Annotated in this window: 31 protein-coding genes and 1 pseudogene; 22 read left to right on the top strand and 10 right to left on the bottom strand. The window is 64.6% G+C overall.

Features of this window, described 5'->3' with window-relative positions; translation table 11 throughout:
• From ACFC3J_RS10045 to ACFC3J_RS10065, 5 genes and pseudogenes are all read right to left on the bottom strand, one after another.
• Nucleotides 1-430, bottom strand: a pseudogene (locus ACFC3J_RS10045) (hypothetical protein); the annotation flags it as partial.
• Nucleotides 427-1,389 carry a cell envelope biogenesis protein TolA gene (locus ACFC3J_RS10050; RefSeq protein WP_375196075.1) on the bottom strand — a complete coding sequence of 321 codons (963 nt, stop codon included), beginning with the start codon at nt 1,387-1,389 and terminating at the stop codon, nt 427-429. The pseudogene ACFC3J_RS10045 and the gene ACFC3J_RS10050, both read right to left, overlap by 4 nt.
• 18 nt (nt 1,390-1,407) lie before the next feature.
• Nucleotides 1,408-1,875 carry a protein TolR gene (gene tolR / locus ACFC3J_RS10055; RefSeq protein ID WP_375196032.1) on the bottom strand — a complete coding sequence of 156 codons (468 nt, stop codon included), beginning with the start codon at nt 1,873-1,875 and terminating at the stop codon, nt 1,408-1,410.
• A 61-nt stretch (nt 1,876-1,936) separates the two neighbouring features.
• Nucleotides 1,937-2,656: a protein TolQ gene (gene tolQ, locus ACFC3J_RS10060; RefSeq protein ID WP_375196033.1), complete on the bottom strand. Its 720-nt coding sequence runs from the start codon at nt 2,654-2,656 to the stop codon at nt 1,937-1,939.
• Entirely contained in the window at nt 2,653-3,120 is a 468-nt protein-coding gene (locus ACFC3J_RS10065) for a YbgC/FadM family acyl-CoA thioesterase (protein ID WP_375196034.1), read from the bottom strand. The genes tolQ and ACFC3J_RS10065 overlap by 4 nt, the downstream gene beginning before the upstream one ends.
• A gap of 181 nt (nt 3,121-3,301) precedes the next feature.
• Here ACFC3J_RS10065 and ACFC3J_RS10070 point away from each other — a divergent pair, with 181 nt between their 5' ends.
• Nucleotides 3,302-4,180 (top strand): 3-hydroxybutyryl-CoA dehydrogenase, encoded by an 879-nt coding sequence (locus ACFC3J_RS10070; RefSeq protein WP_375196035.1) that lies wholly within the window; start codon nt 3,302-3,304, stop codon nt 4,178-4,180.
• 3 nt (nt 4,181-4,183) lie between these two features.
• Here ACFC3J_RS10070 and pspF read toward each other — a convergent pair whose 3' ends face one another.
• Nucleotides 4,184-5,212 carry a phage shock protein operon transcriptional activator gene (pspF, locus tag ACFC3J_RS10075; protein WP_375196036.1) on the bottom strand — a complete coding sequence of 343 codons (1,029 nt, stop codon included), beginning with the start codon at nt 5,210-5,212 and terminating at the stop codon, nt 4,184-4,186.
• A 175-nt stretch (nt 5,213-5,387) separates the two neighbouring features.
• Here pspF and ACFC3J_RS10080 point away from each other — a divergent pair, with 175 nt between their 5' ends.
• From ACFC3J_RS10080 to ACFC3J_RS10115, 8 genes are all read left to right on the top strand, one after another.
• Nucleotides 5,388-5,561 carry a hypothetical protein gene (locus ACFC3J_RS10080; protein ID WP_375196037.1) on the top strand — a complete coding sequence of 58 codons (174 nt, stop codon included), beginning with the start codon at nt 5,388-5,390 and terminating at the stop codon, nt 5,559-5,561.
• A 38-nt stretch (nt 5,562-5,599) separates the two neighbouring features.
• Nucleotides 5,600-6,268 carry a phage shock protein PspA gene (gene pspA, locus ACFC3J_RS10085; RefSeq protein ID WP_375196038.1) on the top strand — a complete coding sequence of 223 codons (669 nt, stop codon included), beginning with the start codon at nt 5,600-5,602 and terminating at the stop codon, nt 6,266-6,268.
• A 4-nt stretch (nt 6,269-6,272) separates the two neighbouring features.
• Nucleotides 6,273-6,539: an envelope stress response membrane protein PspB gene (pspB, locus tag ACFC3J_RS10090; RefSeq protein WP_192667445.1), complete on the top strand. Its 267-nt coding sequence runs from the start codon at nt 6,273-6,275 to the stop codon at nt 6,537-6,539.
• 1 nt (nt 6,540) lies between these two features.
• Nucleotides 6,541-6,921 carry an envelope stress response membrane protein PspC gene (gene pspC, locus ACFC3J_RS10095; RefSeq protein ID WP_375196039.1) on the top strand — a complete coding sequence of 127 codons (381 nt, stop codon included), beginning with the start codon at nt 6,541-6,543 and terminating at the stop codon, nt 6,919-6,921.
• A 169-nt stretch (nt 6,922-7,090) separates the two neighbouring features.
• Nucleotides 7,091-7,342 (top strand): hypothetical protein, encoded by a 252-nt coding sequence (locus ACFC3J_RS10100; RefSeq protein ID WP_375196040.1) that lies wholly within the window; start codon nt 7,091-7,093, stop codon nt 7,340-7,342.
• Nucleotides 7,343-7,388: 46 nt separating this feature from the next.
• A complete protein-coding gene (locus ACFC3J_RS10105; RefSeq protein WP_375196041.1) occupies nt 7,389-7,622 on the top strand; it encodes a hypothetical protein in 234 nt (77 codons plus the stop codon).
• A 44-nt stretch (nt 7,623-7,666) separates the two neighbouring features.
• Nucleotides 7,667-8,104: a SufE family protein gene (locus ACFC3J_RS10110; protein ID WP_375196042.1), complete on the top strand. Its 438-nt coding sequence runs from the start codon at nt 7,667-7,669 to the stop codon at nt 8,102-8,104.
• A 61-nt stretch (nt 8,105-8,165) separates the two neighbouring features.
• Nucleotides 8,166-8,657, top strand: coding sequence for a hypothetical protein (locus tag ACFC3J_RS10115; RefSeq protein WP_375196043.1), 492 nt, complete (start codon nt 8,166-8,168; stop codon nt 8,655-8,657).
• A 2-nt stretch (nt 8,658-8,659) separates the two neighbouring features.
• On the opposite strand, the gene ggt is transcribed toward ACFC3J_RS10115, so the two are convergent.
• On the bottom strand, nt 8,660-10,360 hold the full coding sequence (gene ggt / locus ACFC3J_RS10120; protein ID WP_375196044.1) for a gamma-glutamyltransferase: 1,701 nt from the start codon (nt 10,358-10,360) through the stop codon (nt 8,660-8,662).
• A gap of 69 nt (nt 10,361-10,429) precedes the next feature.
• Nucleotides 10,430-11,476 carry a quinone-dependent dihydroorotate dehydrogenase gene (locus tag ACFC3J_RS10125; protein WP_375196045.1) on the bottom strand — a complete coding sequence of 349 codons (1,047 nt, stop codon included), beginning with the start codon at nt 11,474-11,476 and terminating at the stop codon, nt 10,430-10,432.
• A 537-nt stretch (nt 11,477-12,013) separates the two neighbouring features.
• On the opposite strand from ACFC3J_RS10125, the gene ACFC3J_RS10130 reads away from it, so the two are divergent.
• The 11 genes from ACFC3J_RS10130 to ACFC3J_RS10180 all read left to right on the top strand — a co-directional run bounded on the left by ACFC3J_RS10130 (nt 12,014) and on the right by ACFC3J_RS10180 (nt 19,975).
• Nucleotides 12,014-12,844, top strand: coding sequence for a helix-turn-helix domain-containing protein (locus ACFC3J_RS10130; protein ID WP_375196076.1), 831 nt, complete (start codon nt 12,014-12,016; stop codon nt 12,842-12,844).
• Between the two features lie 106 nt (nt 12,845-12,950).
• Entirely contained in the window at nt 12,951-13,361 is a 411-nt protein-coding gene (locus tag ACFC3J_RS10135) for an RrF2 family transcriptional regulator (protein ID WP_375196046.1), read from the top strand.
• On the top strand, nt 13,358-14,842 hold the full coding sequence (sufB, locus tag ACFC3J_RS10140) for a Fe-S cluster assembly protein SufB (protein ID WP_375196047.1): 1,485 nt from the start codon (nt 13,358-13,360) through the stop codon (nt 14,840-14,842). Before ACFC3J_RS10135 ends, sufB begins: the two co-directional genes overlap by 4 nt.
• 31 nt (nt 14,843-14,873) lie before the next feature.
• On the top strand, nt 14,874-15,329 hold the full coding sequence (locus ACFC3J_RS10145) for a hypothetical protein (RefSeq protein ID WP_375196048.1): 456 nt from the start codon (nt 14,874-14,876) through the stop codon (nt 15,327-15,329).
• Nucleotides 15,330-15,332: 3 nt separating this feature from the next.
• Entirely contained in the window at nt 15,333-16,079 is a 747-nt protein-coding gene (gene sufC, locus ACFC3J_RS10150; RefSeq protein WP_375196077.1) for a Fe-S cluster assembly ATPase SufC, read from the top strand.
• Nucleotides 16,076-16,828 (top strand): SufD family Fe-S cluster assembly protein, encoded by a 753-nt coding sequence (locus tag ACFC3J_RS10155; RefSeq protein ID WP_375196049.1) that lies wholly within the window; start codon nt 16,076-16,078, stop codon nt 16,826-16,828. The genes sufC and ACFC3J_RS10155 overlap by 4 nt, the downstream gene beginning before the upstream one ends.
• Nucleotides 16,825-18,045, top strand: coding sequence for an aminotransferase class V-fold PLP-dependent enzyme (locus tag ACFC3J_RS10160; protein ID WP_375196050.1), 1,221 nt, complete (start codon nt 16,825-16,827; stop codon nt 18,043-18,045). The genes ACFC3J_RS10155 and ACFC3J_RS10160 overlap by 4 nt, the downstream gene beginning before the upstream one ends.
• Nucleotides 18,042-18,494 carry an SUF system Fe-S cluster assembly protein gene (locus ACFC3J_RS10165; protein WP_375196051.1) on the top strand — a complete coding sequence of 151 codons (453 nt, stop codon included), beginning with the start codon at nt 18,042-18,044 and terminating at the stop codon, nt 18,492-18,494. Before ACFC3J_RS10160 ends, ACFC3J_RS10165 begins: the two co-directional genes overlap by 4 nt.
• On the top strand, nt 18,494-18,865 hold the full coding sequence (locus ACFC3J_RS10170) for a HesB/IscA family protein (protein ID WP_375196052.1): 372 nt from the start codon (nt 18,494-18,496) through the stop codon (nt 18,863-18,865). Before ACFC3J_RS10165 ends, ACFC3J_RS10170 begins: the two co-directional genes overlap by 1 nt.
• Before the next feature lie 13 nt (nt 18,866-18,878).
• Nucleotides 18,879-19,685 (top strand): SDR family NAD(P)-dependent oxidoreductase, encoded by an 807-nt coding sequence (locus ACFC3J_RS10175; protein ID WP_375196053.1) that lies wholly within the window; start codon nt 18,879-18,881, stop codon nt 19,683-19,685.
• 134 nt (nt 19,686-19,819) lie between these two features.
• Complete coding sequence (locus ACFC3J_RS10180; RefSeq protein ID WP_375196054.1) at nt 19,820-19,975, top strand: hypothetical protein; 156 nt, start codon at nt 19,820-19,822, stop codon at nt 19,973-19,975.
• Here the strand turns inward: ACFC3J_RS10180 and ACFC3J_RS10185 are convergent.
• Both ACFC3J_RS10185 and ACFC3J_RS10190 read right to left on the bottom strand, forming a co-directional pair.
• On the bottom strand, nt 19,972-20,865 hold the full coding sequence (locus tag ACFC3J_RS10185; RefSeq protein ID WP_375196055.1) for a DMT family transporter: 894 nt from the start codon (nt 20,863-20,865) through the stop codon (nt 19,972-19,974). The two genes, ACFC3J_RS10180 and ACFC3J_RS10185, sit on opposite strands and share 4 nt — an antisense overlap.
• Complete coding sequence (locus ACFC3J_RS10190; RefSeq protein WP_375196056.1) at nt 20,862-21,878, bottom strand: threonine aldolase family protein; 1,017 nt, start codon at nt 21,876-21,878, stop codon at nt 20,862-20,864. Before ACFC3J_RS10190 ends, ACFC3J_RS10185 begins: the two co-directional genes overlap by 4 nt.
• Nucleotides 21,879-22,037: 159 nt before the next feature.
• Here ACFC3J_RS10190 and ACFC3J_RS10195 point away from each other — a divergent pair, with 159 nt between their 5' ends.
• A complete protein-coding gene (locus tag ACFC3J_RS10195; protein WP_375196057.1) occupies nt 22,038-23,129 on the top strand; it encodes a branched-chain amino acid aminotransferase in 1,092 nt (363 codons plus the stop codon).
• A 98-nt stretch (nt 23,130-23,227) separates the two neighbouring features.
• Nucleotides 23,228-24,442, top strand: a complete 1,215-nt coding sequence (locus tag ACFC3J_RS10200) for an FAD-dependent monooxygenase (RefSeq protein WP_375196058.1) — start codon at nt 23,228-23,230, stop codon at nt 24,440-24,442.
• The last annotated feature ends 84 nt before the right edge of the window (nt 24,443-24,526 follow it).

The following is a 24,526-nucleotide window of genomic DNA, read 5'->3' on the forward strand; positions in this document are numbered from 1 at the left end:
AATCTTCCCCGTGATCGCCTTGCTGGAAGGGCGCGCCGCCCACGAGGCCACGCAAAAGGCCAGCAGTGCCGATGTGGCGGCGCTCGAAACCCTGCACCAGCGCCTGATAGGCGCCCCATTTGTCGTAAGCGGGGTTGGTGACTTCGGAAAAGGCGATGGTCGGGATGCCGCTGGGACCGGACGGCGCGAACAGGCCCGAACCTTTCAGGTCCGATGCGATCACCTCGGCGATCTTGCGGCCCAGTTCGGTCGATCCGCCGGCCGGCGTGGACACTTCGGCCTGCGCCGGGAGCGCGGGCACGACGATCTTGAGGTTGCTGTCGATCTCGCCGGTCACATCGACCGACAGCTGGGCCAGCGCGGGCGCTGCGGCGATTGCCATGAAGGCGGCGGTGGCCACGCTCAGGCGGCGCATCAAGGTCGTCATCATCGGTTCAGCCTCGCGTCAAAGCGGAGTGGCTTCAGCCATTTCCACTGTTCGTAAAATTCGGGCGGCAGGTTGCGAAAGGGGGATGCCAGCTTCACCGCCTGAATGGCGCGTTCGGCATGGAGCTGCGCCTGCGGACGGTTGCTTGCCGTGACGCCCTGCTGATCGATCACCTGCGGCGATCCGATCACATTGCCATTCCTGTCGAGGCGCACCTCCAGCAGGGTCACGAGCTGGTCGGCGTCCGCGCCCGAAGGCGGGCGCCAATGCGGCTTGAGCTGGCGGCGGATCTCCGCGTCCAGCGCGGCCTTCTGCGCCGGTCCCATGGCGGCGGCAGGCGGCGGCGCGGGCTTGCGCGGCGCGTCGGCATCGGTGTCGATGCCTTTGAGGAAATCCTTGCCCAGCAACGAGCCCTTGGGCTTTTCCGCCTTGCCCTGTCCCGAAGCGCGGGCAGGCGCATCGGGCTTCGGTTTGGCGGCGGGCTTCGACGAAGACCTCGCAGGCGCGGCGGCGGCCGGTTTGGGTTTTTCGGACGCGGGGCGGGGTTTGGCCGGTGCGGGCTTTTCCGCGGCGGGTTTGGGCTTGGGCGTCGCCTTGGGCATATCCTTTTTCGGAGGCGCAGGCGCAGGTTTGGGCGGCGCGAGTTTCGCGACCGGCTTGGGCGGTGCGGGCCTTGGCGGTGGCGGGGCCGGTGTCGATTCCGGCTCGGGCGCCGGTTCCGGCGCGGGGGCGGCGTCCTCGGTCGGGCCTCGCTCGGGCGCGACGCTGGGCGGTGGCGGCGCGGTCGACACCTGCGGCGCCATCGATTTCAGCGCGACCTCATCCACCAGGCTGACGTCCATCGGCGGCGAATTGAGCTTCAGCGGGTTGGGGGTAGCCAGAAAGCCGGACGAGAGCAGGCCGAACAGCAGGACATGTCCGGCCGTCGCCACGCCAAGCCCGATTTTCTCCGCGCGATCCATAGCCAAGACCTATGGCCCCTATTCTGAACCGCTGCTGACAGCGGAACTTTCCTCGGTCCCGGTGCTGACCAGCGCGACCTTGTTGAGACCCGCCCGGTTCAGTTCGCCCATGACCAGCATCACCCGGCCATAATCCAGACCCTTGTCGGCGCGCAGGAAGATTTGCGGCGGCTCGGCCTTGCCCGCATTGGCCGACATGATCTCAGCCAGCCGGCCGGGCAGTTCGGCATCGCTGATCTGCGCATCGTCGATGAAGACGCCGCCGTCGCGGTCGATCGACACCACCGTCGGCTTCTGATCCTGATCCAGCCCCTTGGCGCGGGTTTCGGGCAGGTTCACCGGAACGCCCGTCACCAGCAGCGGGGCGGTCACCATGAAGATGATCAGCAGCACCAGCATGACGTCGACCAGCGGCGTGACGTTGATGTCGGCCATTGGCGCGCGATGACGCCCGCGACGGCTGGAGGGAGGGCCGGACATGGCCATCAGCGCACCCCTTCTCTTGCAGCGAGGCTCACCGGACCTTTGTTCGGAGCGATGCTCAGGATCACCGCTGCGCCTCCAGCTCACGGCTCAGCGTCGAATAGAAACCGTCGGCAAAGCGCGTCAGGCCCGATTCCATGCGGTTGATGCCATGGCTGAAGCGGTTGTAGGCGATCACGGCCGGGATCGCCGCGAACAGGCCGATGGCGGTGGCGAACAAGGCTTCGGCAATGCCCGGCGCGACGACTGCGAGCGAGCTGTTCTGCTCCGCCGCGATGCTGGTGAAGGCGCGCATGATGCCCCACACCGTGCCGAACAGCCCGACGAAGGGGGCGACCGATCCGATGGTGGCAAGGATGTTGAGCCGGTCCGACAGACGGTCGACCTCGGCCCCGATGGTGCTGGTCATGGTGGTGGACAGGCGGTCGCGCGTGCCTTCGCGGTCGATCACCTTTTGCGCGGTCGAGCGGCGCCATTCGGTGACGCCCGCGGCCATGACCCTGGCGGCGGGAAATTCGGCCTTGCCGCGGGCTTCATAGAAGCGGTCGATATCCTCCGCCTTCCAGAAGTCGCGTTCGAAAGCGGCGCTCTGCCTGCTGGCCCTGCGCAGCGTGAAGCTGAAGCCGATGATCATCGCCCAGGTCCAGATGCTGGCGAGCAGCAGGCCCAGCATCACCACCTTCACGACGATGTCGGCCTGAAGGAACAGGGCCAGCGGCGAAATGGTGGCGGCTTGCGCGGCGGTGCCGACAGCGGCGCCAACGTCGGGCATCGAAAGGCTCATGGGTTGATGTCTTCCCCTCTCATCAAACGGCTGAAAATATCGACCCAGGGCCTGGGTTGCCGGCGCGGGCGGCCCTGGGGTGTCAGAAAGGCGACGGTGACGTCGCCGGTCGTGAGTAATTCATCATCGCGCATGACCGCCTGATGAATGGAACATGAAGCGGCACCGACTTTCGTCACGCGGCTGACCACCATCAGGTCATCGTCCAGCCTCGCCGGACGGCGATAGCCGATCTGAAGGTCGGTGACGGCATAGACGCCCTCTCCCTCCTCCAGATTGCCGCGCTGGTCGATCCCGGCGATCCGCAGCATGTCCGACCGCGCCCGTTCCATATAGCGCAGATAATTGGCATGATAGACCAGCCCCGAAAGATCCGTATCCTCGAAGTAAACGCGCAATGGGAAATGATGCACGGCGGCGATGAACCTTCCGGTCGCCGGCGCGGGCAGCTCTGAAACGGACATGCCGGGGCTTTTAACCATCAAGCAGGCGCGGCGCAAAGGAGGAAATCACGGAAAGAAAAGCATCCCGCCGACCGCGTGGGGCTTTCCGTCCGCTTTTCGCGGGGCGAAACGAACCACTCTGGCGGCCCGGCTGCCATGGCGCTACGGGGGCAGCGACAAGTGATTCAGTGGAGGGTGAAGCATGACGGAAATTCGGACCGTTGGCGTGATCGGCGCCGGGCAGATGGGGGCGGGCATCGCGCAGGTGGCGGCGCAGGCGGGCTATGACGTCATCCTGTCCGATATCGATCTGCCCCGCGCGCAGAAGGGCCGCGACGGCATCATCCGCCTGCTCGCCAAGGCGGTGGAGAAGGGCAAGCTGGCGCAGGCCGACGCCGACGCCGCCATCGCCCGCATCCAGCCGGTGGGCGAGATCGCGCCGCTGGGCGCCTGCCAGCTGGTGATCGAGGCGGCGACGGAGCGCGAGGATATCAAGCGCACCATTTTCGGCAATGTCGGCGCGCTGCTGGCGGAGGACGCGATCCTCGCCTCCAATACCTCCTCCATCCCGATCACCCGGCTGGCGCAGGCGGCCCCGGACGCAAGCCGCTTCGTAGGCGTGCATTTCTTCAACCCCGTGCCGGTCATGGCGCTGGTGGAAGTGATCCGCGGCCTTGCCACCAGTTCTGAAACGGTGAGCGCGGTCGAAGCCTTCGCCGAACGGCTGGGCAAGCAGGTCGTCCACGCCTTCGACGCGCCGGGGTTCGTGGTGAACCGCATCCTGCTGCCGATGCTCAATGAAGCGGTCTTCGCGCTGGGCGAGGGCGTGGGCAGCGTGACCGATATCGACAAGGGCGTGATGCTGGGCCTCAACCATCCGATGGGTCCGCTGACGCTGGCGGATTTCGTGGGTCTGGATACCTGTCTGGAGATCTGCAAGGTGCTGCAGGGCACGACCGGCGATCCCAAATATCGCCCCGCGCCGCTGCTGGTCAAATATGTCGAAGCAGGCTGGCTCGGCCGCAAGACCGGCAGGGGCTTTTACGATTATTCCGGTCCGGAACCCGTTCCGACCCGCTAGGGATCAGCCCGCGCTCAGCCCATGCTTCTTCATGCAATGGCGAAGCTGGTCATAGGTAAGGCCCAGCCCCTTGGCGGTCGCGCGCTGGTTGTAGCGATAGCGCTCCAGCGCCGCCCGCACGATCGCGGCTTCATGGGCGTCCACGGCGGATTTGAGGTCGCTGATGACCTCGAAGCTGATGGCGGGGGGGACGGCGATCGACGCCTCCCCTGAAACCGGGGCCGTTCCCACCGCAGCCGGTATCAGCGGCCTGGGCTTCCACGGCGAGGCGAAGGGATCGAAGACGATTGCCGCGATCGGCCGCGCCGGATCGGTCCAGCGATAGACCGCCCGTTCCACCACGTTGCGCAGTTCGCGGATGTTGCCGGGCCATTCATGCGCCTCCAGCTCGGCCATGCAGGCTGCCGAAAAGCCCGGCCATTGCGGCCAGCCGATTTCGGCCGCCATGCGCCGCCCGAAATGATTCGCCAGCACGGTGACGTCGCCCTCCCGCGCCCGCAGCGGGGGCAGGGTGATGACCTCGAAACTCAGGCGATCCAGCAGGTCGGGCCGGAAGCGCCCGGCATCGGCGGCGGCGGGCAGGTCCTCGTTCGTCGCCGCGACGATCCGCACGTCGACCTGTATCGGCCGGGACGCGCCGATCCGCGTCACCTCGCCATATTCGATCACGCGCAGCAGCCGTTCCTGCGCCGCCATGGACAGCGTGCCCAGTTCGTCGAGAAACAGCGTGCCGCGATGCGCCTCCTCGAAGCGCCCGGCCCGCGTGCGCGCCGCGCCCGTGAAGGCGCCCTGCTCATGGCCGAACAGCTCCGCCTCGATCAGCGTTTCGGGCAGCGCCGCGCAGTTCATGATGATCAGCGGCTCGTCCCAGCGGGGGGAAAGGCGGTGAAGCCGCTCGGCGATCAGTTCCTTGCCGGTCCCGCGCTCGCCGATCACCAGCACCGGGCGGTTCAGCTCGGCCGCCCGCCCGGCCTGTTCGACCGCGTCCAGAAAGGCCAGCGACTGGCCGACAAACTGGGTATTTTTCTCCATTACCCAACTTATGGTGAAATTTCCCATCTTTCGGCAAGCGCTATTCTTTGACGGTCGTAAAAAACAGCGCAATTTGGCCATTTCTCAAAATTGGCACGGCTTCTGCAATGAGGAGCAGCGAAGCCGCTGAACCATCAAGCGGCGCGCAATGAAGGCCAAGGTTCAGGAGTGTAACATGGAAAAGCAAAGCAGCAGCGTTCGCGAATTCGGCCAGTTCCTGTCCGTCATTCTTGTCTCCGTCCTGTTCGGATCGACCCTGATCCTTTCGGCGGTCGGCCCGGCGCGGGCCAGCGAAGGGCCGATGCTTGCGGACCATGATTGCCCCACGGCCTTGCACTATCTGGCGTAAGGCCGGCCCAGAAAGTTCGTATCAGGAGTGAAGTTCAAATGGGTATTTTCTCCCGCACCCGCGATATCATCGCCGCCAACGTCACCGACCTGCTCGACCGGGCGGAAGACCCGGCGAAGATGATCCGCATGATCATCCTCGAAATGGAGGAGACGCTGGTGGAGGTGCGCGCCTCTGCCGCCCGCACCATCGCCGACCAGAAGGAAATGCGGCGTCACATTGCCAAGCTTCAGGGCCTGCAGGACAGCTGGACGGAAAAGGCCCAGCTGGCGCTCAACAAGGACCGCGAGGATCTGGCCAAGGCCGCGCTGGTCGAAAAGCAGAAGGCGGCCGACATGGCGGAACAGCTCTCTCACGAGATAGAGGTGCTGGACGAAGCGCTGCGCGCCTCGGAAGAGGATATCGCCAAGCTCCAGGCCAAGCTGCGCGAGGCCCGTGCCCGCCAGAACAGCCTTGTGACCCGCATGGAAAGCGCCCAGAATCGCCTGCGCGTCCGCGAAGCCTATGCCGGGGAGAAGGTGAACGACGCCTTCGCCCGCTTCGACATGCTGGAACGCCGCGTCGACATGGCCGAGGGCCGCGCCGACGCCATGGGTCTTGGCGCCCAGCCCAAGACGCTGGAGGAGGAGATTGCGGAGCTGAGGACATCCGACAAGGTCGATGCCGAACTCGCCGCCCTGAAAGCCAGCATGAACAAGGAAGGCTGATTCCATGGAGGATGTGTTCCTGCCCATCATGATCTGCGGCATGCTGTTCATCGGCATGCCCTGGCTGATCTTCCACTATGTCACCAAGTGGAAGCAGGCGCCCAAGATCACCGATGAGGATGAGAAGCTGCTGGACGAACTGCATCTGCTCGCCCGGCGGCTGGAGGAGCGGCTTCAGACGGTCGAACGGATCGTTGCCGCCGACAACCCCGATTTCCGCCCTGCCCGCCCGTCGCAGGATGACGGCTATGAATTCGACAGGAGGAACTGAGATGGCTGCCCGTCGCACGAAATTTTATCTCGACAAGCAGAATGGCAAGTGGATGGGCGTCTGCGCCGGCATTGCCGATTATACCGGAATCGATGTGACCTGGGTTCGGGTCGGCGCCGTGCTGGTGACGCTGATGGGGGCCTTCCCCTGGTCGCTGATCGCCTATTTCGCCGCCGCCTATTTTGCCGAGAACAAGCCGGTGGGTCTTTATGCCGACCGCGACGACCAGAAATTCTGGCAGGGCGTGCGCACCAACCCGGCGCGCTCCACCCGCGATGTCCGGTCGAAATTCCGCGACATCGATCGCCGCCTCGCCGACATCGAAACCTATTATACCAGCCGCAACACCCGGCTGGCCGACGAGATCGACAGGCTGCGCTGAAAGGGGTCGTGCCCATCAGGGCCGACACCGTTGGTCGAACCGATGCCGACGCCGGTCGAAAAACGGACTGCGCGGCCTTACGAAAACGAAAAGCTGCAATTCCGCACCGGTCGCCGGTTGAGGCCGTGAGCCTGGGCTGCGCTGAGGCGGAGCAAGGGAGACAGACAAGATGAATCCGTTCGAAATGGTTGTCGCCATTGTCGCGATCACCGCCATCGCCAGCGTCGTGCGGGCCAGATATGGGGTCGTCCGCCGCCACAAGGGCGAGGACTTCATGCAGCGCGGCCCCGATCCGGAAGCGGAGCGGCTGCGCGCCGAGGTCAAGGCGCTGAAGGATCGCGTGGCCGTGCTGGAACGGCTGGCAACCGACAGTTCAACCGCGCTTGAGCGCGAATTCGACAGGCTCCGGGATCGCGACTGACGCGGTTCCCCCTGTTTACGGGTCTAGGAATTTTAGGGAGGACGATATGCAGGACCCCCTTATCACTCTCACTCTGGCGGTTGCGGGCCTGTCGGGGCTCGCCATCGTCGCCCTGACGGCGCTGAGGGGCTGGAATGGCTGGCTGGAGCTGAAGCGCGCGGAACTGGCGCGGCGGACGGACGAAACCACGCCGCCTTCCGCGGCGGCGCGGATCGAGGTCGCCGATCTCAAGGAACGCATCCGCAAGCTCGAAGCCATCGCCGCGGGCGTGGATCTGTAGTCTGTCGGGGGAAAGCGGCTTTCTTGCGTCGGATTTCCCCCTATATGGCGGCTATGACTGACATGCCCGCCCTTGCCGATCTGGTCGAAGAATATGAATTTCTCGATGCCGACGACCGTTACCGCCTGCTGATCGACCTGGGCCGGGCGCTGGAACCCATGCCCGATGCGCTCAAGACCGATGCGACGATGGTGCGGGGCTGTTCGGCGGCAGTGTGGGTCTATCCCACGGTGCTCGATGACGATTTGAACAATGGTCGCCGCCTCCATTTTCTGGCCGACAGCAACGCCGCGATCACCAAGGGGATCATCGCGCTCGTCCTGTTGACCGTGCAGGATCAGGCGCCCGCCACCATCGCCGCAACCGACATTGCCGCGGCGCTGGAACCCTTCGACCTGCGCAACCAGCTCAGCTCCAACCGGACGCAGGGCATCCCCAACATGATCGCGCTGATCCGGGAAACCGCCTCCCGCTACAGCTGAACCGAAGGAAACCACGCCCCGCCCGAGCGTTCTCTTTCCGAAACGGAAAAGGAGAAAAGAGATGCGGATCGTGGCAGGTTTGGCCATTTTGGGGCTGATCGCAGCCTGTTCCCCGCAGGGGGACAAGGCGCCGACCCAGCGTGATCAGATCGGACAGGTCTGGAAATATGAGGGCGGTGAGGGCGCCAAAGCGAAGGTCGCCTATATCGGCAGCGCAAACAGCGTGCAGACCATGACGGCGGAGGACACCTTCTCCGTCCTGTTGGTCCAGCCGCTGCCGCAGGGCGGGGCGGACGTGACGGTCAAGCTGGTGGGCGCGCCCTTCACCTGCGACCTGTCCGACTGCCGCGTCACGGCCACGGGCGAGGATGGCAAGACGCATGAATGGAAGGGCCGGATGACCGAGAACAAGGACGGCATCGAGGTGCTGCCCGCGTCCAAAGCCTATGAAACGATCAAGAGCAACGAAAAGATCAGGGTGGATCTGGTCGTGGGGCCGAAGGACAAAAGCTTTCCCTTCCAGTTCAACGTGGCCGGGCTGGACCTGAAATAGCGCTATTCCTGCAGGGACACGCCCGGGCTGCGCGGATCGGCGGCGCCCACCCAATGGCCGTCGGGCTTCCGCTCGGCGGCATTCGCCTTGAGGCCGAAACGGCTGACCGACACCTTATGGCCCATTTTCTCCAGCGGCGCCTGCATGGCCTCCAATGCGCTTCCCTGCTCCAGCACCAGCCCGTCCTTGTCGAAAAATTCGAACCCCAGCGCAATCGAGTCCTGCGCCGACAGGCCCCAGTCGAAATGGGCGATCAGCGCCTTGGCGACCTGCATGATGATGGTCTTGCCGCCTGCCGCGCCGACGGTGAAGATCGGCGTGCCCGCCGCATCATAGACGATGGTCGGCGACATGGAGGAGAGCGGCCGCTTGCCCGGTTCCACCCGGTTTGCGACCGGCGCCCCGTCTCTTTCAGGGGTAAAGCTGAAATCGGTCAGCTCATTGTTCAGGATCACGCCGTTGGCGACGAGCTGGCTGCCGAAAAAGCTTTCTATGGTGGATGTCCATGCGGCGATGTCGCCGTTGCGGTCCACGGCGACGAAATGGCTGGTGCCCGATTCCGGCTGGGGCAGGGCGGCGGTGCGCTTCTCCGCGCCGGGCGGCGTGCCGGGGCGATAGTCATTGAGCGCCTTGCCCATGCTGATGAGGGCGGAGCGCTGCTTGAGATAGGCAGGATCGATCAGCCCGGCGATCGGCACCGACACATATTCCGGATCGCCGAGATAAGTGTTGCGGTCGGCGTAGGCGAGCTGCATCGCTTCCCCGATCACATGCCATGAACGCGGATCATCCTTGCCCCATGCGGCCAGCGGGAAGCGCTCGACCATGCCGAGCACCTGCAGGACGGTGATCCCGCCCGCCGAGGCCGGCCCCATGCCGCAGATGGTATAGACGCGATAGGGACCGCAGACCGGCTTGCGCGGCTTGGCCCGATAGGCGGCAAGATCGGCCTCCGTCATCGGCACCGGATTTTTCGGCGCGTTGGTGACGGTGGCGGCGATCGCCTGTGCATTGTCGCCCCGATAGAAGGCATCCGGTCCCTCCGCCGCGATCCGTCTGAACAGTGCGGCCAGCGGCGGATTTTTGAGGATCGTGCCCAGCGGCGCGGGCTTGCCGTCGATCCAGAAATATTTCTGGATCTCTGGAAAGTCGGCCCAGACCGGGGCGACCGCCTTCATCGCGGTGTCGAGCCGCTGGCGCACCTCGAACCCCTGTTCGGCGAGCCGGATGGCTGGCTGGAACAGATCGGCCCAGGGCAGCCTGCCCCATTTGCGGTGCGCGTCCCACGCGAGGCGCAAATTCCCCGGCACGCCTACCGAATAGCCGCCCGGCCATGCCTGACGGAAGGGCAAAGGCTGGCCATCGGAACCCATGAAGCGGTCCGGCCGTGCCGCCGCGGGGGCGGTTTCGCGGCCGTCGATCGACTCCAGCGCTCCGGTGCGCCCATCATGGTGCATCAGGAAGCCGCCGCCGCCGATGCCGCTATTGTGCGGCTCCACCACGTTGAGCGCGAGCATCATGGCGATGGCGGCGTCGGTGGCGCTGCCGCCCCCGCGCAATATCGACCACCCCGCTTCGGCCGCGCGGGGATCAGCGGCGGAGACGGTGGCGTTGAGCGCGACCGGCTCGCGCGCAGCGACCGGGGCGGGAGCAAGGGCAAGAAGGGCGATGGGAGCCAGCAGGCCAGCAAAGCGGGACGTCATGGCCGGCACCCTAGCTTCAACGTTGCATTCCGCAACCCATGTTCGATCTTGCATTTCTCATAAGACGAATCAGGCGTCGACACCCACTATCTCGCTGATATTCTTCACCCCGTCCCGCGCCATCAGCGCCTTGAGGCCCGCATTGATCCGCCGGGCGAGATACGGCCCTTCATAGACGAGCGCGCTGTAGAGCTGGATCAGGCTAGCCCCGGCGCGGATGCGGGCATAGGCCTGGCTTGCATCGGATATGCCGCCCACGCCGATCAGCGGCAGTCGCGTGCCCAATGTCCGGCGGAAGTCGCGCAGCCTTTCCAGCGCCATGTCATGCAGCGGCGCGCCCGACAGCCCGCCCGCCTCGCCCGCCTGTGCCGACCGCAGCGGGGGCCGTGATATGGTGGTGTTGGACACGATCAGCGCGTCGATCCGGTGATCGAGGCAGGCGGCCGCGATATCCTCGACATCGGCCGGTTCCAGATCGGGCGCGACCTTGAGGAAGATCGGCGTCTTGTGACTGCCCCGCGCCGCCGTCACCGCGCCCAGCAGCTCGTCGAGCGCAGCCCGGTCCTGCAACGCCCGCAGTCCCGGCGTATTGGGGGAGGAGATGTTGACCGTCAGATAGTCGGCCAGCGGCGCCATGCAGGTCACGCCCGTCGCATAGTCGGCGATTCCGCGCCCGGCAGCGGTTGCATCCTTGTTGGCGCCGATATTGATGCCGATGACGGGACCGCCGGGCCGCTTGCGTTTGGCGATCCGCTCCGCGGCCGCCGCCTGGCCACCATTGTTGAAGCCCATGCGGTTGATCACCGCCCGGTCCTCTGCCAGACGAAACAGGCGCGGCAGGGGGTTGCCCGGCTGCGGCAGCGGGGTCAGCGTGCCCAGTTCGGCAAAGCCGAAGCCCAGGCCGTGCACCTTGTGCGCGACCAGCCCCTCCTTGTCATAGCCTGCGGCCAGACCCACAGGATTGGGAAAGGCGATACCTGCCACCGTTTGCGCCAGGCCCGAGTCGGGTTCCAGCGGCGCCGGGGTGGGCATCAGCCGGAGCAGTCTGATCGACAGATGATGGGCGCGTTCGGCATCGAGCGCGAAGAACAGGGGACGGATGAGGCTGTAGGACATGGCGGCGCTATGCCAGCGCGAAGGGCCGTCGTCGAGTCGCTGTTGCAGCGCGGCCACAGTCGTCGATGATCGACATTTCTTAACAAGATTCCTTGGGATTCGTCCCGTTTTGGTCCGGCTAATGTCCGATCCATCCAATATAATTTCCCCGATTCGGACGTAAGAGAGTCCTGCGACCCGAAGGCTCTAGGCCACATGGCCGACGAGACCTTTTCCTGACCCGGCGGTGAAAACCGCCGGGTCGTTTTTGTTTCGTCGCCTTGGAAACTGTTTGGAAATGCGCGGAAGAGTGCGTTTCGGGCTGGTGCCGCCATGCTCCGAAGGGCGCGATTACAAACCGTCTCTCAAAACCTGCGCAAACTGATATATTGCCATGCATGGCCCTTGCACCTTCACGCCGATGGCGCTTATTACTTGGTGGGGTGAAATATGGGGTCGCATCGAAGCGAAGCGTCCGGGGGGGCGCAAAACATCACGGCAAGAGATGATCCGGCGCCATTGTGCTATACGGTCGATGCGGCACAGGGACCGGTACGGCTGCGTTACTTTGCCCTGCCGGAACAATTGAACGCCTATTTCGGCTCCCTCTATATCTTTACCGAAACGGCCGATCATTATTCGGACGTGACCCGCGCCGATGTGCCGCAACTTCGCTTCATGCTCGAAAGCAATGGCGATTATCATTTCCATGATGGAACGGTCGTCCCGACCCCGGAAATATGCCTGCTTGGCCCGACTCTGGGCGCCACCCGCTTCGAACTGAACGGGCCGGGCCGGGTGGTGGGCATTTCGTTGCTGCCCGCCGGATGGATCGCATTGCACGGAGGCGATGCCAGCAGCCTGACCGACCGGGTGCAGGATATGGGTGGCCTGCCCGGTTATCGCGATCTGCTCGAACAGTTGCGCGCCACCGACAGCGCGGAGGAGATCGCGACGCTTTGCTGGGCCTTTCTGGCAGAACGGCTGGTGGCCCTGCCGGAATCGACCTGGCGTTTGCTGGAAGCGGTCGACGGCTGGCTGATGGGGGAGGGCTCCCCTCGCATCGAGACTCTAGCCGACGTCACTGGCCTGTCGCCGCGTCAGCTCGCGCGGCTCACCAACAAACATTATGGCTGCCCGCCCAAGCTGCTGGCGCGCAAATATCGGGCGCTGCGGTGCAGCGCGCGGATCGCGCTGGATCATGACAGCTGGCAGGAACTTTGCGAGGATGGGCGCTTCTACGATCAGTCGCATTTCATCCGTGAGATCAAGCATTTCATCGGTCTGACCCCCCATCAATTGCAGACCGAGCCTACCGCCGTGGCTCAGCTGACCCTGCTGCGCCGGTCGCTGGGCGGCGATGTGGCGGTCATCAACCGTTTCAGCTGAGCCGCACCGCGCGAAGCAAAAATGCCTTGATTCCATGAGCCGGCGGGACCACATGCCAATCGGATTGATTCGATCCGATTTGAGAATGGTTCGCAAGAATTAGGCTATGAGGCTCTCGAGTTTCGCAGATTATGCCGTGGTGCTGATGTCGGCCGCCGCGCGCCATTGCGGCGCGGCGAAGATGAACGCGACCACGCTTTCGGCCGAAACCGGCATTCCGCTTCCCACCGCGCAGAAGCTGGTAAGCCGGCTTTCGGCGGCGGGTCTGCTAGAATCGAGCCGCGGCACGGGCGGAGGCGTGCGTCTTTCACGGCCTCCGGCGGCGATCACGCTCGCCGACGTGGTGGAGGCGGTGGAAGGCCCCATCGCCATGACCGCCTGTGCCGATCATGGCGCCCATGACTGCTCGCTGGAGCAGGAATGCCGCGTCCGCCCTCATATGAATGTGGCGAACAATGCGATTCGGGAGGCGCTTGCGGGCGTCACCATCGCGAGTCTTACACGAGAAATGGCATGACCGAAGAAACGACCACCATCCGCAATCTCGAAGCGCATGAGGCCGCCGAACGCGCCTCCACTTACGAGCATGGCTGGTCTTCCGCCATCGAGCAGGATTTCGCGCCCAAGGGACTGAACGAAGATACGGTCCGCTTCATCTCCGCCAAGAAGAAAGAGCCGGAATGGCTGCTTGATTGGCGGCTGAAGGCCTTCGCCATGTGGCAGAAGATGGAGGCGCCGGACTGGGCCAGGCTCAACATCCCGCCCATCGACTATCAGGATGCCTATTATTACGCCGAGCCGAAGAAGAAGGCGGAGCTGGAATCGCTGGACGAACTCGATCCGGAAATCCGCGCCACCTATGAAAAGCTGGGCATCCCCATCGCCGAGCAGGAAGTGCTGGCCGGGGTGAAGAACAGCCGCAAGGTCGCGGTCGACGCGGTGTTCGACAGTGTCTCGGTCGCCACCACCTTCCGCAAGGAACTGGAGGAAGCAGGCGTCATCTTCCGCTCGATAAGCGAGGCGGTGCGGGAATATCCTGACCTGATCCGCAAGTGGCTGGGCAAGGTCGTGCCGATGCACGACAATTATTTCGCCACATTGAACTGCGCGGTCTTTTCCGACGGGACGTTCGTCTACATTCCCAAGGGCGTGCGCTGCCCGATGGAGCTTTCCACCTATTTCCGCATCAATGCGGAGAATACCGGACAGTTCGAGCGCACGCTGATCGTCGCGGACGAAGGGAGCTATGTCAGCTATCTGGAAGGCTGCACCGCGCCGATGCGCGACGAGAATCAGCTGCACGCCGCCGTGGTCGAGCTGGTCGCGCTGGACGATGCGGAGATCAAATATTCGACCGTCCAGAACTGGTATCCCGGTGACGAGAACGGCAAAGGCGGCATCTATAATTTCGTGACCAAGCGCGCGCTGTGCCAGGGGCGCAACAGCAAGGTCAGCTGGACGCAGGTGGAAACCGGCTCCGCGATCACGTGGAAATATCCCAGCTGCGTGCTGAACGGCGAGAACAGCGTGGGCGAATTCTACTCCGTCGCGCTGACCAACAACATGCAGCAGGCCGACACCGGCACCAAGATGATCCACAATGGCAAGGGATCGCGGTCGACCATCGTGTCCAAGGGGATCAGCGCGGGCCGCAGCAACAACACCTATCGCGGCCTCGTGCGCGTGGCGCCGGGTGCGGAGGGCGTGCGCAACTTCACCCAGTGCGACAGCCTGCTGCTGGGCGACCAGTGCGGCGCGCATACCGTGCCCTATATCGAGGTGCGCAATCCCTCGGCGCAGATCGAGCATGAGGCGACGACCAGCAAGATCAGCGACGACCAGCTTTTCTATGCGATGCAGCGCGGGCTGGATCAGGAAAGCGCGGTCTCGCTGATCGTGAACGGCTTTGCCAGGGAAGTGCTGCAACAGCTCCCCATGGAGTTTGCGGTGGAGGCACAGAAGCTGCTGGGCATTTCTCTCGAAGGATCGGTGGGCTGAGGCTCGCTAAAGACACATCAAGGACTGAAAATTGAGCGACGAAGACGATATTCAGGATGCCCTCGCCGATTTCGCGGAGGATGTCGGCAACGGTCAGGCATGGACCGCCGCGATCCGCATCCTGACCGAGGATTATGAGCTGGAAGAGGGCGAACTTCAGGCTCGTGCCGCCAAGGATTTCGGCGATCTCGACGCCTATCAGGCCGAATGTCGCGCCGCGCTGGAAAAGGGCGACCTTGCCTTCACCGAGCGGCTCAAGACCGACAAGGCCTTCCACAAGGCCAAGGCCCCCAATCTTGCCCGCATGGGTCCCGTGACCGAGTTCGTGACGGGCGTGCTGGAAAAGGGGGCGCCTGAACCGGGTGCCGACTGGTGGCCCTATATGCCGATCAAGCGCCATATCGACACGCTGTTCCCCGCGCCCGGCGACGTGCGCGACATGGCCTTCTGGACCGCGCGGACGCTCCAGCGCGCGCATAAGGGTTGAATGATGCTGACCATCGAGAATCTGACCAACGAAATCGACGGCAAGGCGATCCTGAAAGGGCTTTCGCTCCAGATCAATGCGGGCGAAATCCACGCGATCATGGGGCCAAACGGTGCGGGCAAATCGACGCTGGCCTATACGCTGGGCGGCCGTCCGAACTATGAAGTGACCGGCGGCAGCGCCTCCTTTGACGGTGTGAACTTGTTCAGCCTGGAGCCGCACGAGCGCGCTGCGGCGGGCCTGTTCCTGGGCTTCCAGTATCCCGTCGAGATCCCCGGCGTCTCCAACCTCCAGTTCCTGCGCGAGAGCCTCAACTCGCAGCGCAAGGCGCGCGGGGAAGAGCCGCTTTCGGGCGGCGAGTTCATCAAGCTCGCCAAGGAAAAGGCGGGCCTGCTCGGTCTCGACATGGAGATGCTGAAGCGGCCGGTGAATGTCGGCTTTTCGGGCGGAGAGAAGAAGCGCGCCGAAATGGTGCAGATGGGCATTCTCGACCCCAGGCTGGCGATATTGGACGAAACCGATTCGGGCCTCGACATCGACGCGCTCAAGATCGTGGGGTCGGGCATCAACGCCATCATGCGCAAGCCCGACAAGGCGGTGCTGCTGATCACCCACTATCAGCGCCTGCTGGACTATGTGAAGCCCGACTTCGTCCATGTTCTTGCGGCAGGACGGATCGTGAAGTCGGGTGGTCCCGAACTGGCGCTCGAACTGGAGCGTGAAGGTTATGCGGAGGTGGTCGCGGCGTGACCACGCTCACCCTTCCCACGCGCAAGGCTGAAGAATGGCGCTACAGCGATCTCGACGCGCTGGCGAGCGTCTGGCCGACGCCTGCACCGACCTGCATCGACGTCGCCGCCGGGGAAAATGCGCGCCATCATCTGTTGCAGGATGCGGCCGATGGCACGGCGGCGGTGCATGATTATGCGATCAGCGTCGCGGACGGCGCGCGTTGCGACTTTCACCTACTCAACATTGGCGGGAAATTCGGTCGCGTGACCTTTACCGTCACGCTGGGGAGGGGCGCGCATTTCGAACTGAACGGCGCGATCATCGGCGGAGGTGACCAGACGCTGGAGATCATCACCGCCGTCACCCATGCGCAGCCGGATGCGACCAGCGGCCAGACGATCCGGTCGATCCTGGGCCAGCGCGCCACCGGCAGCTATCTGGGCTCGATCAACGTCGCCCGCGATGCGCAGCGTACCGACGCCTTCCAGTCGGTGAAGGCGATGCTGCTCGACCGCACCGCCACGGCCAATGCCAAGCCGGAACTGGAAATCTACGCCGACGACGTGAAATGCGCCCATGGCGCGACCGTAGGAGAGCTGGACAGGCAGGCGCTGTTCTACATGGCCAGCCGCGGCATGGACCCCGCAACGGCCAAGACGCTGCTGCTGAAAGCCTTTGTCGCGGGCGTGTTCGATGACGTCGCCGACGAAGCGGTCAAGGACAGTCTCGAAGCCGCCGCGCTCGCCAAGCTGGAGTCGCTGGTATGAGCGATCTGGCCCAGACTTTGCGTTTGCGGGATGATTTCCCCGGCCTTTTGAATGGTGAGGGGGGCAACTGGCACTATCTCGACAGTGCCGCCACCGCCCAGAAGCCCAACGCCGTCATCGACGCCATCGCCCGCGCCTATGGCCCGGACTATGCGACCGTCCATCGCGGTGTCTATGAGCGCTCGGCCAATATGACGCTCGCCTATGAAGCGGCCCGCCGCAAGGTTGCGAACTTCATCGGTGCGGCGTCCGACAGCGAGATCGTCTATGTCCGCGGTGCGACCGAGGGTATCAACCTCGTAGCCCAAAGCTGGGCAGGCACGCAGTTGAAGGCCGGCGACCGCATCCTGCTGTCCTGCCTTGAGCATCACAGCAATATCGTGCCGTGGCAGATCGTCGCGGAGAAGGTCGGCGCGCAGATCGACGTCGTGCCCCTGACGGCGGATGGCAGGATCGACCTCGATGCCATGCAGGCCATGATTACCCCTGCGCACAGGATGGTCGCGCTGGCTCATGTGTCGAACGTGTTGGGCAGTGTCCTCGACGTCCGCCGCGCCGCGGATATCGCCCATAATGTCGGCGCAAGGATATTGGTCGACGGCTGCCAGGCCGTACCGCGTCTCGCCGTCGATGTGCAGGCGCTGGACTGCGATTTCTACGTCTTTTCCGCGCACAAACTCTACGGTCCGACCGGCATCGGCGCGCTCTGGGGCCGCAAGGAACTGCTCGACGCCATGCCGCCCTATCAGGGGGGCGGCTCGATGATCGACAAGGTGACGTTCGAAAAGACCACCTATGCCCCCGCGCCTACCCGGTTCGAGGCGGGGACGCCGCATATCACCGGCGTCGTCGGTCTGTCGGCAGCGATCGACTATGTGCAGGCCATCGGCCTGGACGCGATCCACGCCCATGAATGCGCGCTGATGGCCAAGGCGCGGACGGCGCTGGAGAGCCTCAACAGCGTGCGCGTCTTCGGCCCGGAGGATTCGGCGGGCATCCTCTCCTTCGAGGTGGAGGGGGTGCATCCGCATGACGTCGGCACCATATTGGATGAAACTGGCGTGGCGATCCGCGCCGGACATCACTGCGCGCAGCCGCTGATGCGCCATCTTGGCGTCGAGGCGACCGCCCGGGCCAGCTTCGGTATCTACAGCGATGAAAGCGATGTGGATGCGCTGGTCAAAGGCATAGAACGGGTAAGGAAGATCTTCGGATGAGCGAAGAGCGGAAGATATTGGTGGAAGAGGTCGAGGCGGTGGATACGCCTCCAAAGGCGCGCGTCGAAGAGGAGCCGCGCCAGCGGGACTATCTCGACGGTTTCCTTGCGCAGAAGCCGCTCGATGCCCCGGCGGGTGAGCCGGGCGGCAGCATTTATGATGGCGTGATCGATGCGCTGAAAGAAATTTATGATCCGGAGATTCCGGTCAATATCTATGATCTCGGCCTGATCTACGGCGTCGACGTGACCGAAGACGGCCATGTCGTCGTGACCATGACGCTGACTACCCCGCATTGCCCGGTGGCAGAATCCATGCCTGGGGAAGTCGAACTGCGCGTCGGTGCGGTGCCGGGCGTCGGCGATGCGCAGGTGAACCTTGTCTGGGACCCGCCATGGGACCCGCAGAAAATGTCGGACGAGGCCAAGCTCGAACTGGGAATGCTCTGATGACCCCTCCTCACAATGGCGAAACCAAAATTCGCGCCCGCCCCGCCGCCGTCATGCTGACGCCCGCCGCAGAACAGCGCATCGCGGATCTGATGGCAAACGCCCCCGAAGGCACGATCGGCGTCAAGCTTTCGACCCCGCGGCGCGGCTGTTCGGGCCTTGCCTATTCGGTCGACTATGTGGCTGAGGAAGCCAAGTTCGACGAGAAGATCGAGACGCCCGGCGGCACTTTTTACATCGACGGCGCGTCGGTGCTCTATCTGGTCGGATCGACGATGGATTGGGTGGAGGACGACTTCACCGCCGGCTTCGTCTTCAACAATCCCAATGCCAAGGGCAGCTGCGGCTGCGGCGAGAGCTTCACGGTCTGAGGAACAGGCGCCCATGCCCCATATGCTGATTTTGGGCATGGGCTATACCGCCTCGCGGCTCGCCTCCCGCCTGCGCGCCGAAGGCTGGCACATCACCGGTGTACGTCGCGCAGCCGATGCCGAAGCACTTGCCTTCGATGACGAAGGCACCGTGCGCGCCGCCGTCGCGCAGGCCACGCACATCCTCTCCTCCGTTCCGCCTCTGGGTGACGCCGATCCCGTCCTGACGCGCTACGGCGCCGCTCTGGAAGCCGCGCCCGCGATCTGGACCGGCTATTTCTCCTCCACCGGCGTCTATGGCGATGCGGCCGGCGCATGGGTCGATGAAGGCAGCCCGATCGGTTTCGGCCGCCGCGCCGCGCGGACACAGGCCGATGCGGACTGGGGCGCGCTGCGTCCCGACATGCGCCGTTTCCGCCTGCCGGGCATCTACGGTCCCGGCCGCTCGGCGCTTGATCGGGTGCGGGAAGGGCGGGCGCACCGGATCGATCTGCCCGATCAGGTGTTCAGCCGCGCCCATGTTGACGACATTGTCGCGGGCGTCATCGCCTCACTCCGTCAAGGCCCGCCCGGCATCTTCAATCTCTCGGACGATCTGCCCTGTGCGCAAAACCGGTTGGTGGAGGAAGCCTGCCTCCTTCTCGGCCAGCCCGTCCCGCCGTTGCTGACTCTGGAGGAAGCGCAACTCTCCGCAATGGCGCGGTCCTTCTATGCCGAAAACCGCCGGGTCGCGAATGGCCGCGCCAAGCGCCTGCTGGGCTGGTCGCCGCTCTATCCCACCTATCGCGAAGGCCTGCGCGCCTGCCATGAAGCAACCTGAAGTCGGCCAAAGGCCGACGGCTCGCAGAATGCAGTGAGCAAAGATCGGGCTCGCCGCAGGGGGGAGTATCGCTAACGCCTTCTTAACCATCCCTGGCTCATGACGGCCCTGTCAGCTTTTCCGGGATGCAAGAGATGGACCGCTTCGACCACGCCTTCACCGCTCTGGGCCAGCGCATCAATACCCTGTCCATGCCCGAACGGGTCGTTTCCGCGCCGGTACCGCTCTCCAGCCTCATCGACAGGGTTAACGCGGCCAAGCGGCTCTATCGGCCGGGCGTTCGCCGTTAAGCCGATTTGGTCCGCAGCGCGACGACCATCCCCATGACGGCCAGCAGCGCGCCCAGACTTGCCAGCGTCGTCCAGCGATAGCTCTCCACCAGCGTCGAGATCAGCATGGCGATTACCGGGATGAGCACGCTGCTATAGGCTGCGCGCCCCGCTCCCATGCGCTGGATCAGCCCGAAATAGAGCGGGAAGGTCACGACCGATCCGGCGATGCCGAGCCAGGCGATGCCCAGCAGATAGCCCGCCCGCCATTCCACTACGGGCGGTCCCACGGTCACGCAGGCATAAACGGCGTCGATGGCGCTCCCGATCAGCATGGCCCATGTCAGCACGGAGGCCATCGGCAGGCGGCGCGCAATCTCCATCCCCTGCATCACATTGGCGGCCGAAGCGCTCAGCAGCCCCGCGACGCTCAGCGCCACACCCAGCAGAACAGCCTGCGGCGACACCGGCGCGGCGCGATATTCCTTCAGCAGCAGGAGGGCGATGCCGCTTATGGCGATCATCGACCCGACGGCGAACCCCCGGCTTACCGGCTGGCGAAAGGCGATCCAGGCCAGAAGGCTGTTGGGGATCAGCAGCATCGCATAGACCGTCGCCACCACGCCGGACGTCAGATAATGTTCGGCGCGATAGACGAAGTTGAAATTGAGAACGAACTGCGCCAGCCCCAGCAGGGCGGCAAAGACCAGTCCTTCCGGCGGCAGACGCAGCGGCACGCGCCGCGCCAGCGCGAACAGCCCCATGCCGATGCCGCCCAGCAGGAATCGGTAACAGACCGACCAGCTTGGCGGCACGGCGGCCAGCTGGTCGCGAATGACGATCCAGGTCGAGCTCCAGATCAGCGTCACAAGGATGAAAGGGATGACGACGCCCCCCTTGCTTTCCGTCATGCGCGCAAAGCCCGAAGCGCCTCGGCCAGAGGCTGGACGCTGGCGGCATCCTGCGACCAGTTGGTGACCAGCCGCGCCGCGCCCTCGCCCCAATCGTAAAAGTCGAAACCCTGTCCACGCAGCGCCGCCGCTTCTCCGCCCGTCAGCCGGATAAACAGCTCATTGGCCTCCACCGGATGCAGCAGGCACGCTTCGGCCGCCGCTGCCAGAGCCTGCGCCGCTGCGTTGGCCGCTCGCGCATTGCGCAACCACAGCCCGTCCTCCACCATCGCCAGAATCTGCGCGGCCAGATAACGCCCCTTGGAAAAGAGATGCCCGCCCCGCTTGCGCCAGCGCGCCGCTTCGGCCGCCCGGGCCCTTGCCTGATCGCCGAAAAAGACCAGCGCTTCGCCGATCATCCCGCCATTCTTAACGCAGCCGAAGGAGAGAATATCGACCCCGGCCCGCCAGGTCACGTCGCCGGGATGGCAGCCCAGATATGCCACGGCATTGGCAAAGCGCGCGCCGTCCATATGAAATCCCAGCCCATGGTCTCGCGCTACCGCTCCCAGCGCCGCCACCTCGCCGGGGGTGTAGGCCAACCCATATTCGCTGGCCTGCGTGATGCTGATCGCCCGCGCAGGGACCTGATGCACATCCGGGCGGATCGCCTCCAACCGTTCCCGCACCGCTTCCGGCGCCAGCTTCGCGCCCTCCCCGGGCAGCGCCATCAGGCTCGCGCCATGGGTGTAGAAGCCGGGCGCGCCACATTCATCGACGACGATATGCGCCTCTTCATGGCAGATTACGCCACCATAAGGCGGGCAGAGGCAGGCGAGCGCGATGCTGTTGGCCGCCGTGCCCGTGGCGATCCATAATGCCTGCGTTTCCGTTCCGAACAGATCGGAAAAGGCGCCGTTCAGCCGGGCGCTCCACTGGTCGCCGTCATAGCCATGGTCCGGCCGGTCAGCGCTGGCCATGGCGGCCATCACTTCGGGACAAACCGGCGTCGCATTGTCGGAGAAAAAATGCATGGGACAGGGAATAGCCGCGCCGTCCGCCAGCGCCAAGATGCCACCCTTGGCCGACCGGCCCTACCGCTCCGCAAATTGGTCAGTAATCATGACCCATTGTTTCGCGCCGGCATCTGTGACATAGGGGCGGCCCCGTCCAACCCAAAGGAGCTTCACGTCATGGACGTCCAGCAGTCATCGCGCTTCACCGTCACCCGCAGCGGCAAGGCCGTATCGGCTGACCAGCGCGCCGTATTGCTGGCGGACCCCGGATTCGGTAAGCTCTTCACCGATCATATGGTGACCATTCGCTATACGGAGGGGCAAGGCTGGCACAGCCACGCCATCGGCCCGCGCGAACCGTTCCAGCTCGATCCGGCCTGCGCCGTGCTTCATTATGCGCAGGAAATTTTCGAAGGCATGAAGGCCTATCGTCTGGAGGATGGCAGCATCGCCATGTTCCGGCCGGAAGAAAATGCCCGCCGCTTTGCCGAATCGGCCGAGCGCATGGCTATGCCCGTTCTGCCCGAAGATGTCTTTCTGGAGGCCTGCGAGGCGCTGGTGAACATGGACGCCGACTGGATTCCCGGCGGCGAGGGCAGTCTCTATCTGCGCCCCTTCATGTTCGCGAGCGAAACCTTCCTGGGCGTGCGTCCATCGAACGAATATATTTTCTGCGTCATCGCGTCACCCGCGGGCGCCTATTTCAAGGGCGGCAAGAAGGCGGTTACGCTCTGGGTGTCGGAACATTTCACCCGCGCCGCGCGGGGCGGCACCGGCGCGGCCAAGTGCGGCGGCAACTATGCGGCGTCGCTGGTCGCGCAGAAGGAAGCGATCAAACATGGTTGCGATCAGGTCGTCTTCCTCGACGCCGCCGAGAACAAGTGGGTCGAGGAATTGGGCGGCATGAACGTCTTCTTCGTCATGGACGACGGATCGATCGTCACCCCGCCGCTTTCCGGCACCATCCTGCCCGGCATCACCCGCAACAGCATCATCTCGCTCGCCCGCGCCAAGGGGCATGAGGTGCGCGAGGAGCTTTACAGCTTTGCCCAGTGGCGTGCTGATGCCGCCAGCGGCAAGCTGCGCGAAGCCTTTGCCTGCGGCACGGCGGCGGTGGTGACGGCGATTGGCACGGTGAAGAGCGCCGGCGGCGATTTCACCATCGGCAATGGCGATGGCGGCATTGTCACCGAAAGCCTGCGCGCCGAGTTGACCGGTATCCAGCGCGGCACGGTGGCCGACCCGGCAAACTGGGTACGCAAGCTTTAAGCGCGTCTCTTACCTGAGACATTTTGTCGCCCCCGCATTCCCGTTGAATGCGGGGGCGATGCTTTTCAAACCGCTCTCGAACGCCTAGAACGGCCATCATGCAACGCTTCGACGTCGTCATATTGGGCGGTGGCCTTGTCGGCCTGACCCTTGGCATCGCCCTTTCCGGCCATGGCGTGCGATGCGCCGTGATCGATCCGGCCAACCCCGTGGAAACCACCGCCGCCGGTTTCGACGGCCGGGTATCGGCCATCAGCTCGACCAGCTACGCCATGCTCTCGGCCATCGGCGTCGCCGCGCATCTGGAGGGCAAGGGGTGCCCGATCGATTGCATCTGGGTCAGCGACGGACTGGAGCCGGGCGCGCTCGACTTTGCGCCGGACGCGGATGACGGCGTCATGGGGATCATGTTCCCCAATCGCGACCTGCGCGTGGCTCTTTCCCGGACGGCGGAACAGGCCGAAAATCTCACCCGTTTCCAGCCTGACCGCGCCACCCATGTCGACCGCGATGCCGATGCCGATGGCGTGACGCTGACGCTGGCGAACGGGCAAACCATCCACGGCGCGCTGCTGGTCGCCGCCGAAGGCCGCAACAGTCCGACCCGCGAGAGTGCGGGCATCCGCACGACCCGGTGGAACTACAGACATGTCGCGATGGTCACCGCCATCGACCATGAGGTGCCGCACGCCAACACGGCCTATGAGATTTTCTACCCCGGCGGTCCTTTCGCGCTGCTGCCCATGCTGCCCGGCACGCGATCGGCCATCGTCTGGACCGTGCCGACGGAGCAGGCCCCCGCCATGCTCAAATTGTCCGAGCGCGCCTGGCTGGCGGAGGCGCAGAAGCGCATGGGCGGCTTCCTGGGCGAGATTGCGCTGGCCGGGCCGCGCTCCAGCTATCCGCTGGGCTTCCACCATGCCGCGCGCATCACCGATACCCGGCTCGCGCTGGTGGGCGACAGCGCGCACGCCATCCATCCCATTGCCGGGCAGGGTCTCAATCTCGGCTTCCGCGACGTCGCGGCGCTGGTCGAGGTGCTGGTCGAAGGCATGCGCCTTGGTCTCGATCCGGGCGATGCGCAACTGCTCGCCCGCTATCAGCGCTGGCGCGGGCTGGACGCGATGATGACCAGCGTGGCGATGGACGGGCTGGTGCGGCTGTTCGACGTGCCGGGGCGGATTCCCTCGCTCGTGCGTCGCGCCGGGCTGGCGGCGGTGCAAAGGACGTCGCTGCTCAAGAACCGCTTCATGGCCGAAGCGCGGGGGCAATCCGGCGCTTTGCCGCGCCTGCTCAGCGGTGAAATGGTTTAGGTTCCAGGCTGATTTCGGCCAGTCCCCGTCATTCCAGCGAAAGCTGGAATCTCAGGAGAGCATGCATGACAATTGCCTGAGACC

The organism is Sphingobium sp. (assembly GCF_041987595.1).
Taxonomy (GTDB): Bacteria; Pseudomonadota; Alphaproteobacteria; order Sphingomonadales; family Sphingomonadaceae; genus Sphingobium.

Bases quoted from the DNA above. Each gene is read 5' to 3' on its own strand.
- ACFC3J_RS10165 (WP_375196051.1), top strand. From the start codon at position 18,042: ATGAGCGAAGAGCGGAAGATATTGGTGGAAGAGGTCGAGGCGGTGGAT.
- tolR (WP_375196032.1), bottom strand. From the start codon at position 1,875: ATGGCCATGTCCGGCCCTCCCTCCAGCCGTCGCGGGCGTCATCGCGCG.
- sufB (WP_375196047.1), top strand. From the start codon at position 13,358: ATGACCGAAGAAACGACCACCATCCGCAATCTCGAAGCGCATGAGGCC.
- ACFC3J_RS10185 (WP_375196055.1), bottom strand. From the start codon at position 20,865: ATGACGGAAAGCAAGGGGGGCGTCGTCATCCCTTTCATCCTTGTGACG.
- ACFC3J_RS10100 (WP_375196040.1), top strand. From the start codon at position 7,091: ATGAATCCGTTCGAAATGGTTGTCGCCATTGTCGCGATCACCGCCATC.
- ACFC3J_RS10195 (WP_375196057.1), top strand. From the start codon at position 22,038: ATGGACGTCCAGCAGTCATCGCGCTTCACCGTCACCCGCAGCGGCAAG.
- pspA (WP_375196038.1), top strand. From the start codon at position 5,600: ATGGGTATTTTCTCCCGCACCCGCGATATCATCGCCGCCAACGTCACC.
- ACFC3J_RS10200 (WP_375196058.1), top strand. From the start codon at position 23,228: ATGCAACGCTTCGACGTCGTCATATTGGGCGGTGGCCTTGTCGGCCTG.
- ACFC3J_RS10080 (WP_375196037.1), top strand. From the start codon at position 5,388: ATGGAAAAGCAAAGCAGCAGCGTTCGCGAATTCGGCCAGTTCCTGTCC.
- ggt (WP_375196044.1), bottom strand. From the start codon at position 10,360: ATGACGTCCCGCTTTGCTGGCCTGCTGGCTCCCATCGCCCTTCTTGCC.
- pspB (WP_192667445.1), top strand. From the start codon at position 6,273: ATGGAGGATGTGTTCCTGCCCATCATGATCTGCGGCATGCTGTTCATC.
- ACFC3J_RS10135 (WP_375196046.1), top strand. From the start codon at position 12,951: ATGAGGCTCTCGAGTTTCGCAGATTATGCCGTGGTGCTGATGTCGGCC.
- ACFC3J_RS10065 (WP_375196034.1), bottom strand. From the start codon at position 3,120: ATGTCCGTTTCAGAGCTGCCCGCGCCGGCGACCGGAAGGTTCATCGCC.
- ACFC3J_RS10110 (WP_375196042.1), top strand. From the start codon at position 7,667: ATGGCGGCTATGACTGACATGCCCGCCCTTGCCGATCTGGTCGAAGAA.
- pspC (WP_375196039.1), top strand. From the start codon at position 6,541: ATGGCTGCCCGTCGCACGAAATTTTATCTCGACAAGCAGAATGGCAAG.
- ACFC3J_RS10105 (WP_375196041.1), top strand. From the start codon at position 7,389: ATGCAGGACCCCCTTATCACTCTCACTCTGGCGGTTGCGGGCCTGTCG.
- ACFC3J_RS10125 (WP_375196045.1), bottom strand. From the start codon at position 11,476: ATGTCCTACAGCCTCATCCGTCCCCTGTTCTTCGCGCTCGATGCCGAA.
- tolQ (WP_375196033.1), bottom strand. From the start codon at position 2,656: ATGAGCCTTTCGATGCCCGACGTTGGCGCCGCTGTCGGCACCGCCGCG.
- ACFC3J_RS10170 (WP_375196052.1), top strand. From the start codon at position 18,494: ATGACCCCTCCTCACAATGGCGAAACCAAAATTCGCGCCCGCCCCGCC.
- ACFC3J_RS10175 (WP_375196053.1), top strand. From the start codon at position 18,879: ATGCCCCATATGCTGATTTTGGGCATGGGCTATACCGCCTCGCGGCTC.
- ACFC3J_RS10180 (WP_375196054.1), top strand. From the start codon at position 19,820: ATGGACCGCTTCGACCACGCCTTCACCGCTCTGGGCCAGCGCATCAAT.
- ACFC3J_RS10160 (WP_375196050.1), top strand. From the start codon at position 16,825: ATGAGCGATCTGGCCCAGACTTTGCGTTTGCGGGATGATTTCCCCGGC.
- ACFC3J_RS10070 (WP_375196035.1), top strand. From the start codon at position 3,302: ATGACGGAAATTCGGACCGTTGGCGTGATCGGCGCCGGGCAGATGGGG.
- pspF (WP_375196036.1), bottom strand. From the start codon at position 5,212: ATGGAGAAAAATACCCAGTTTGTCGGCCAGTCGCTGGCCTTTCTGGAC.
- sufC (WP_375196077.1), top strand. From the start codon at position 15,333: ATGCTGACCATCGAGAATCTGACCAACGAAATCGACGGCAAGGCGATC.
- ACFC3J_RS10115 (WP_375196043.1), top strand. From the start codon at position 8,166: ATGCGGATCGTGGCAGGTTTGGCCATTTTGGGGCTGATCGCAGCCTGT.
- ACFC3J_RS10050 (WP_375196075.1), bottom strand. From the start codon at position 1,389: ATGGATCGCGCGGAGAAAATCGGGCTTGGCGTGGCGACGGCCGGACAT.
- ACFC3J_RS10190 (WP_375196056.1), bottom strand. From the start codon at position 21,878: ATGCATTTTTTCTCCGACAATGCGACGCCGGTTTGTCCCGAAGTGATG.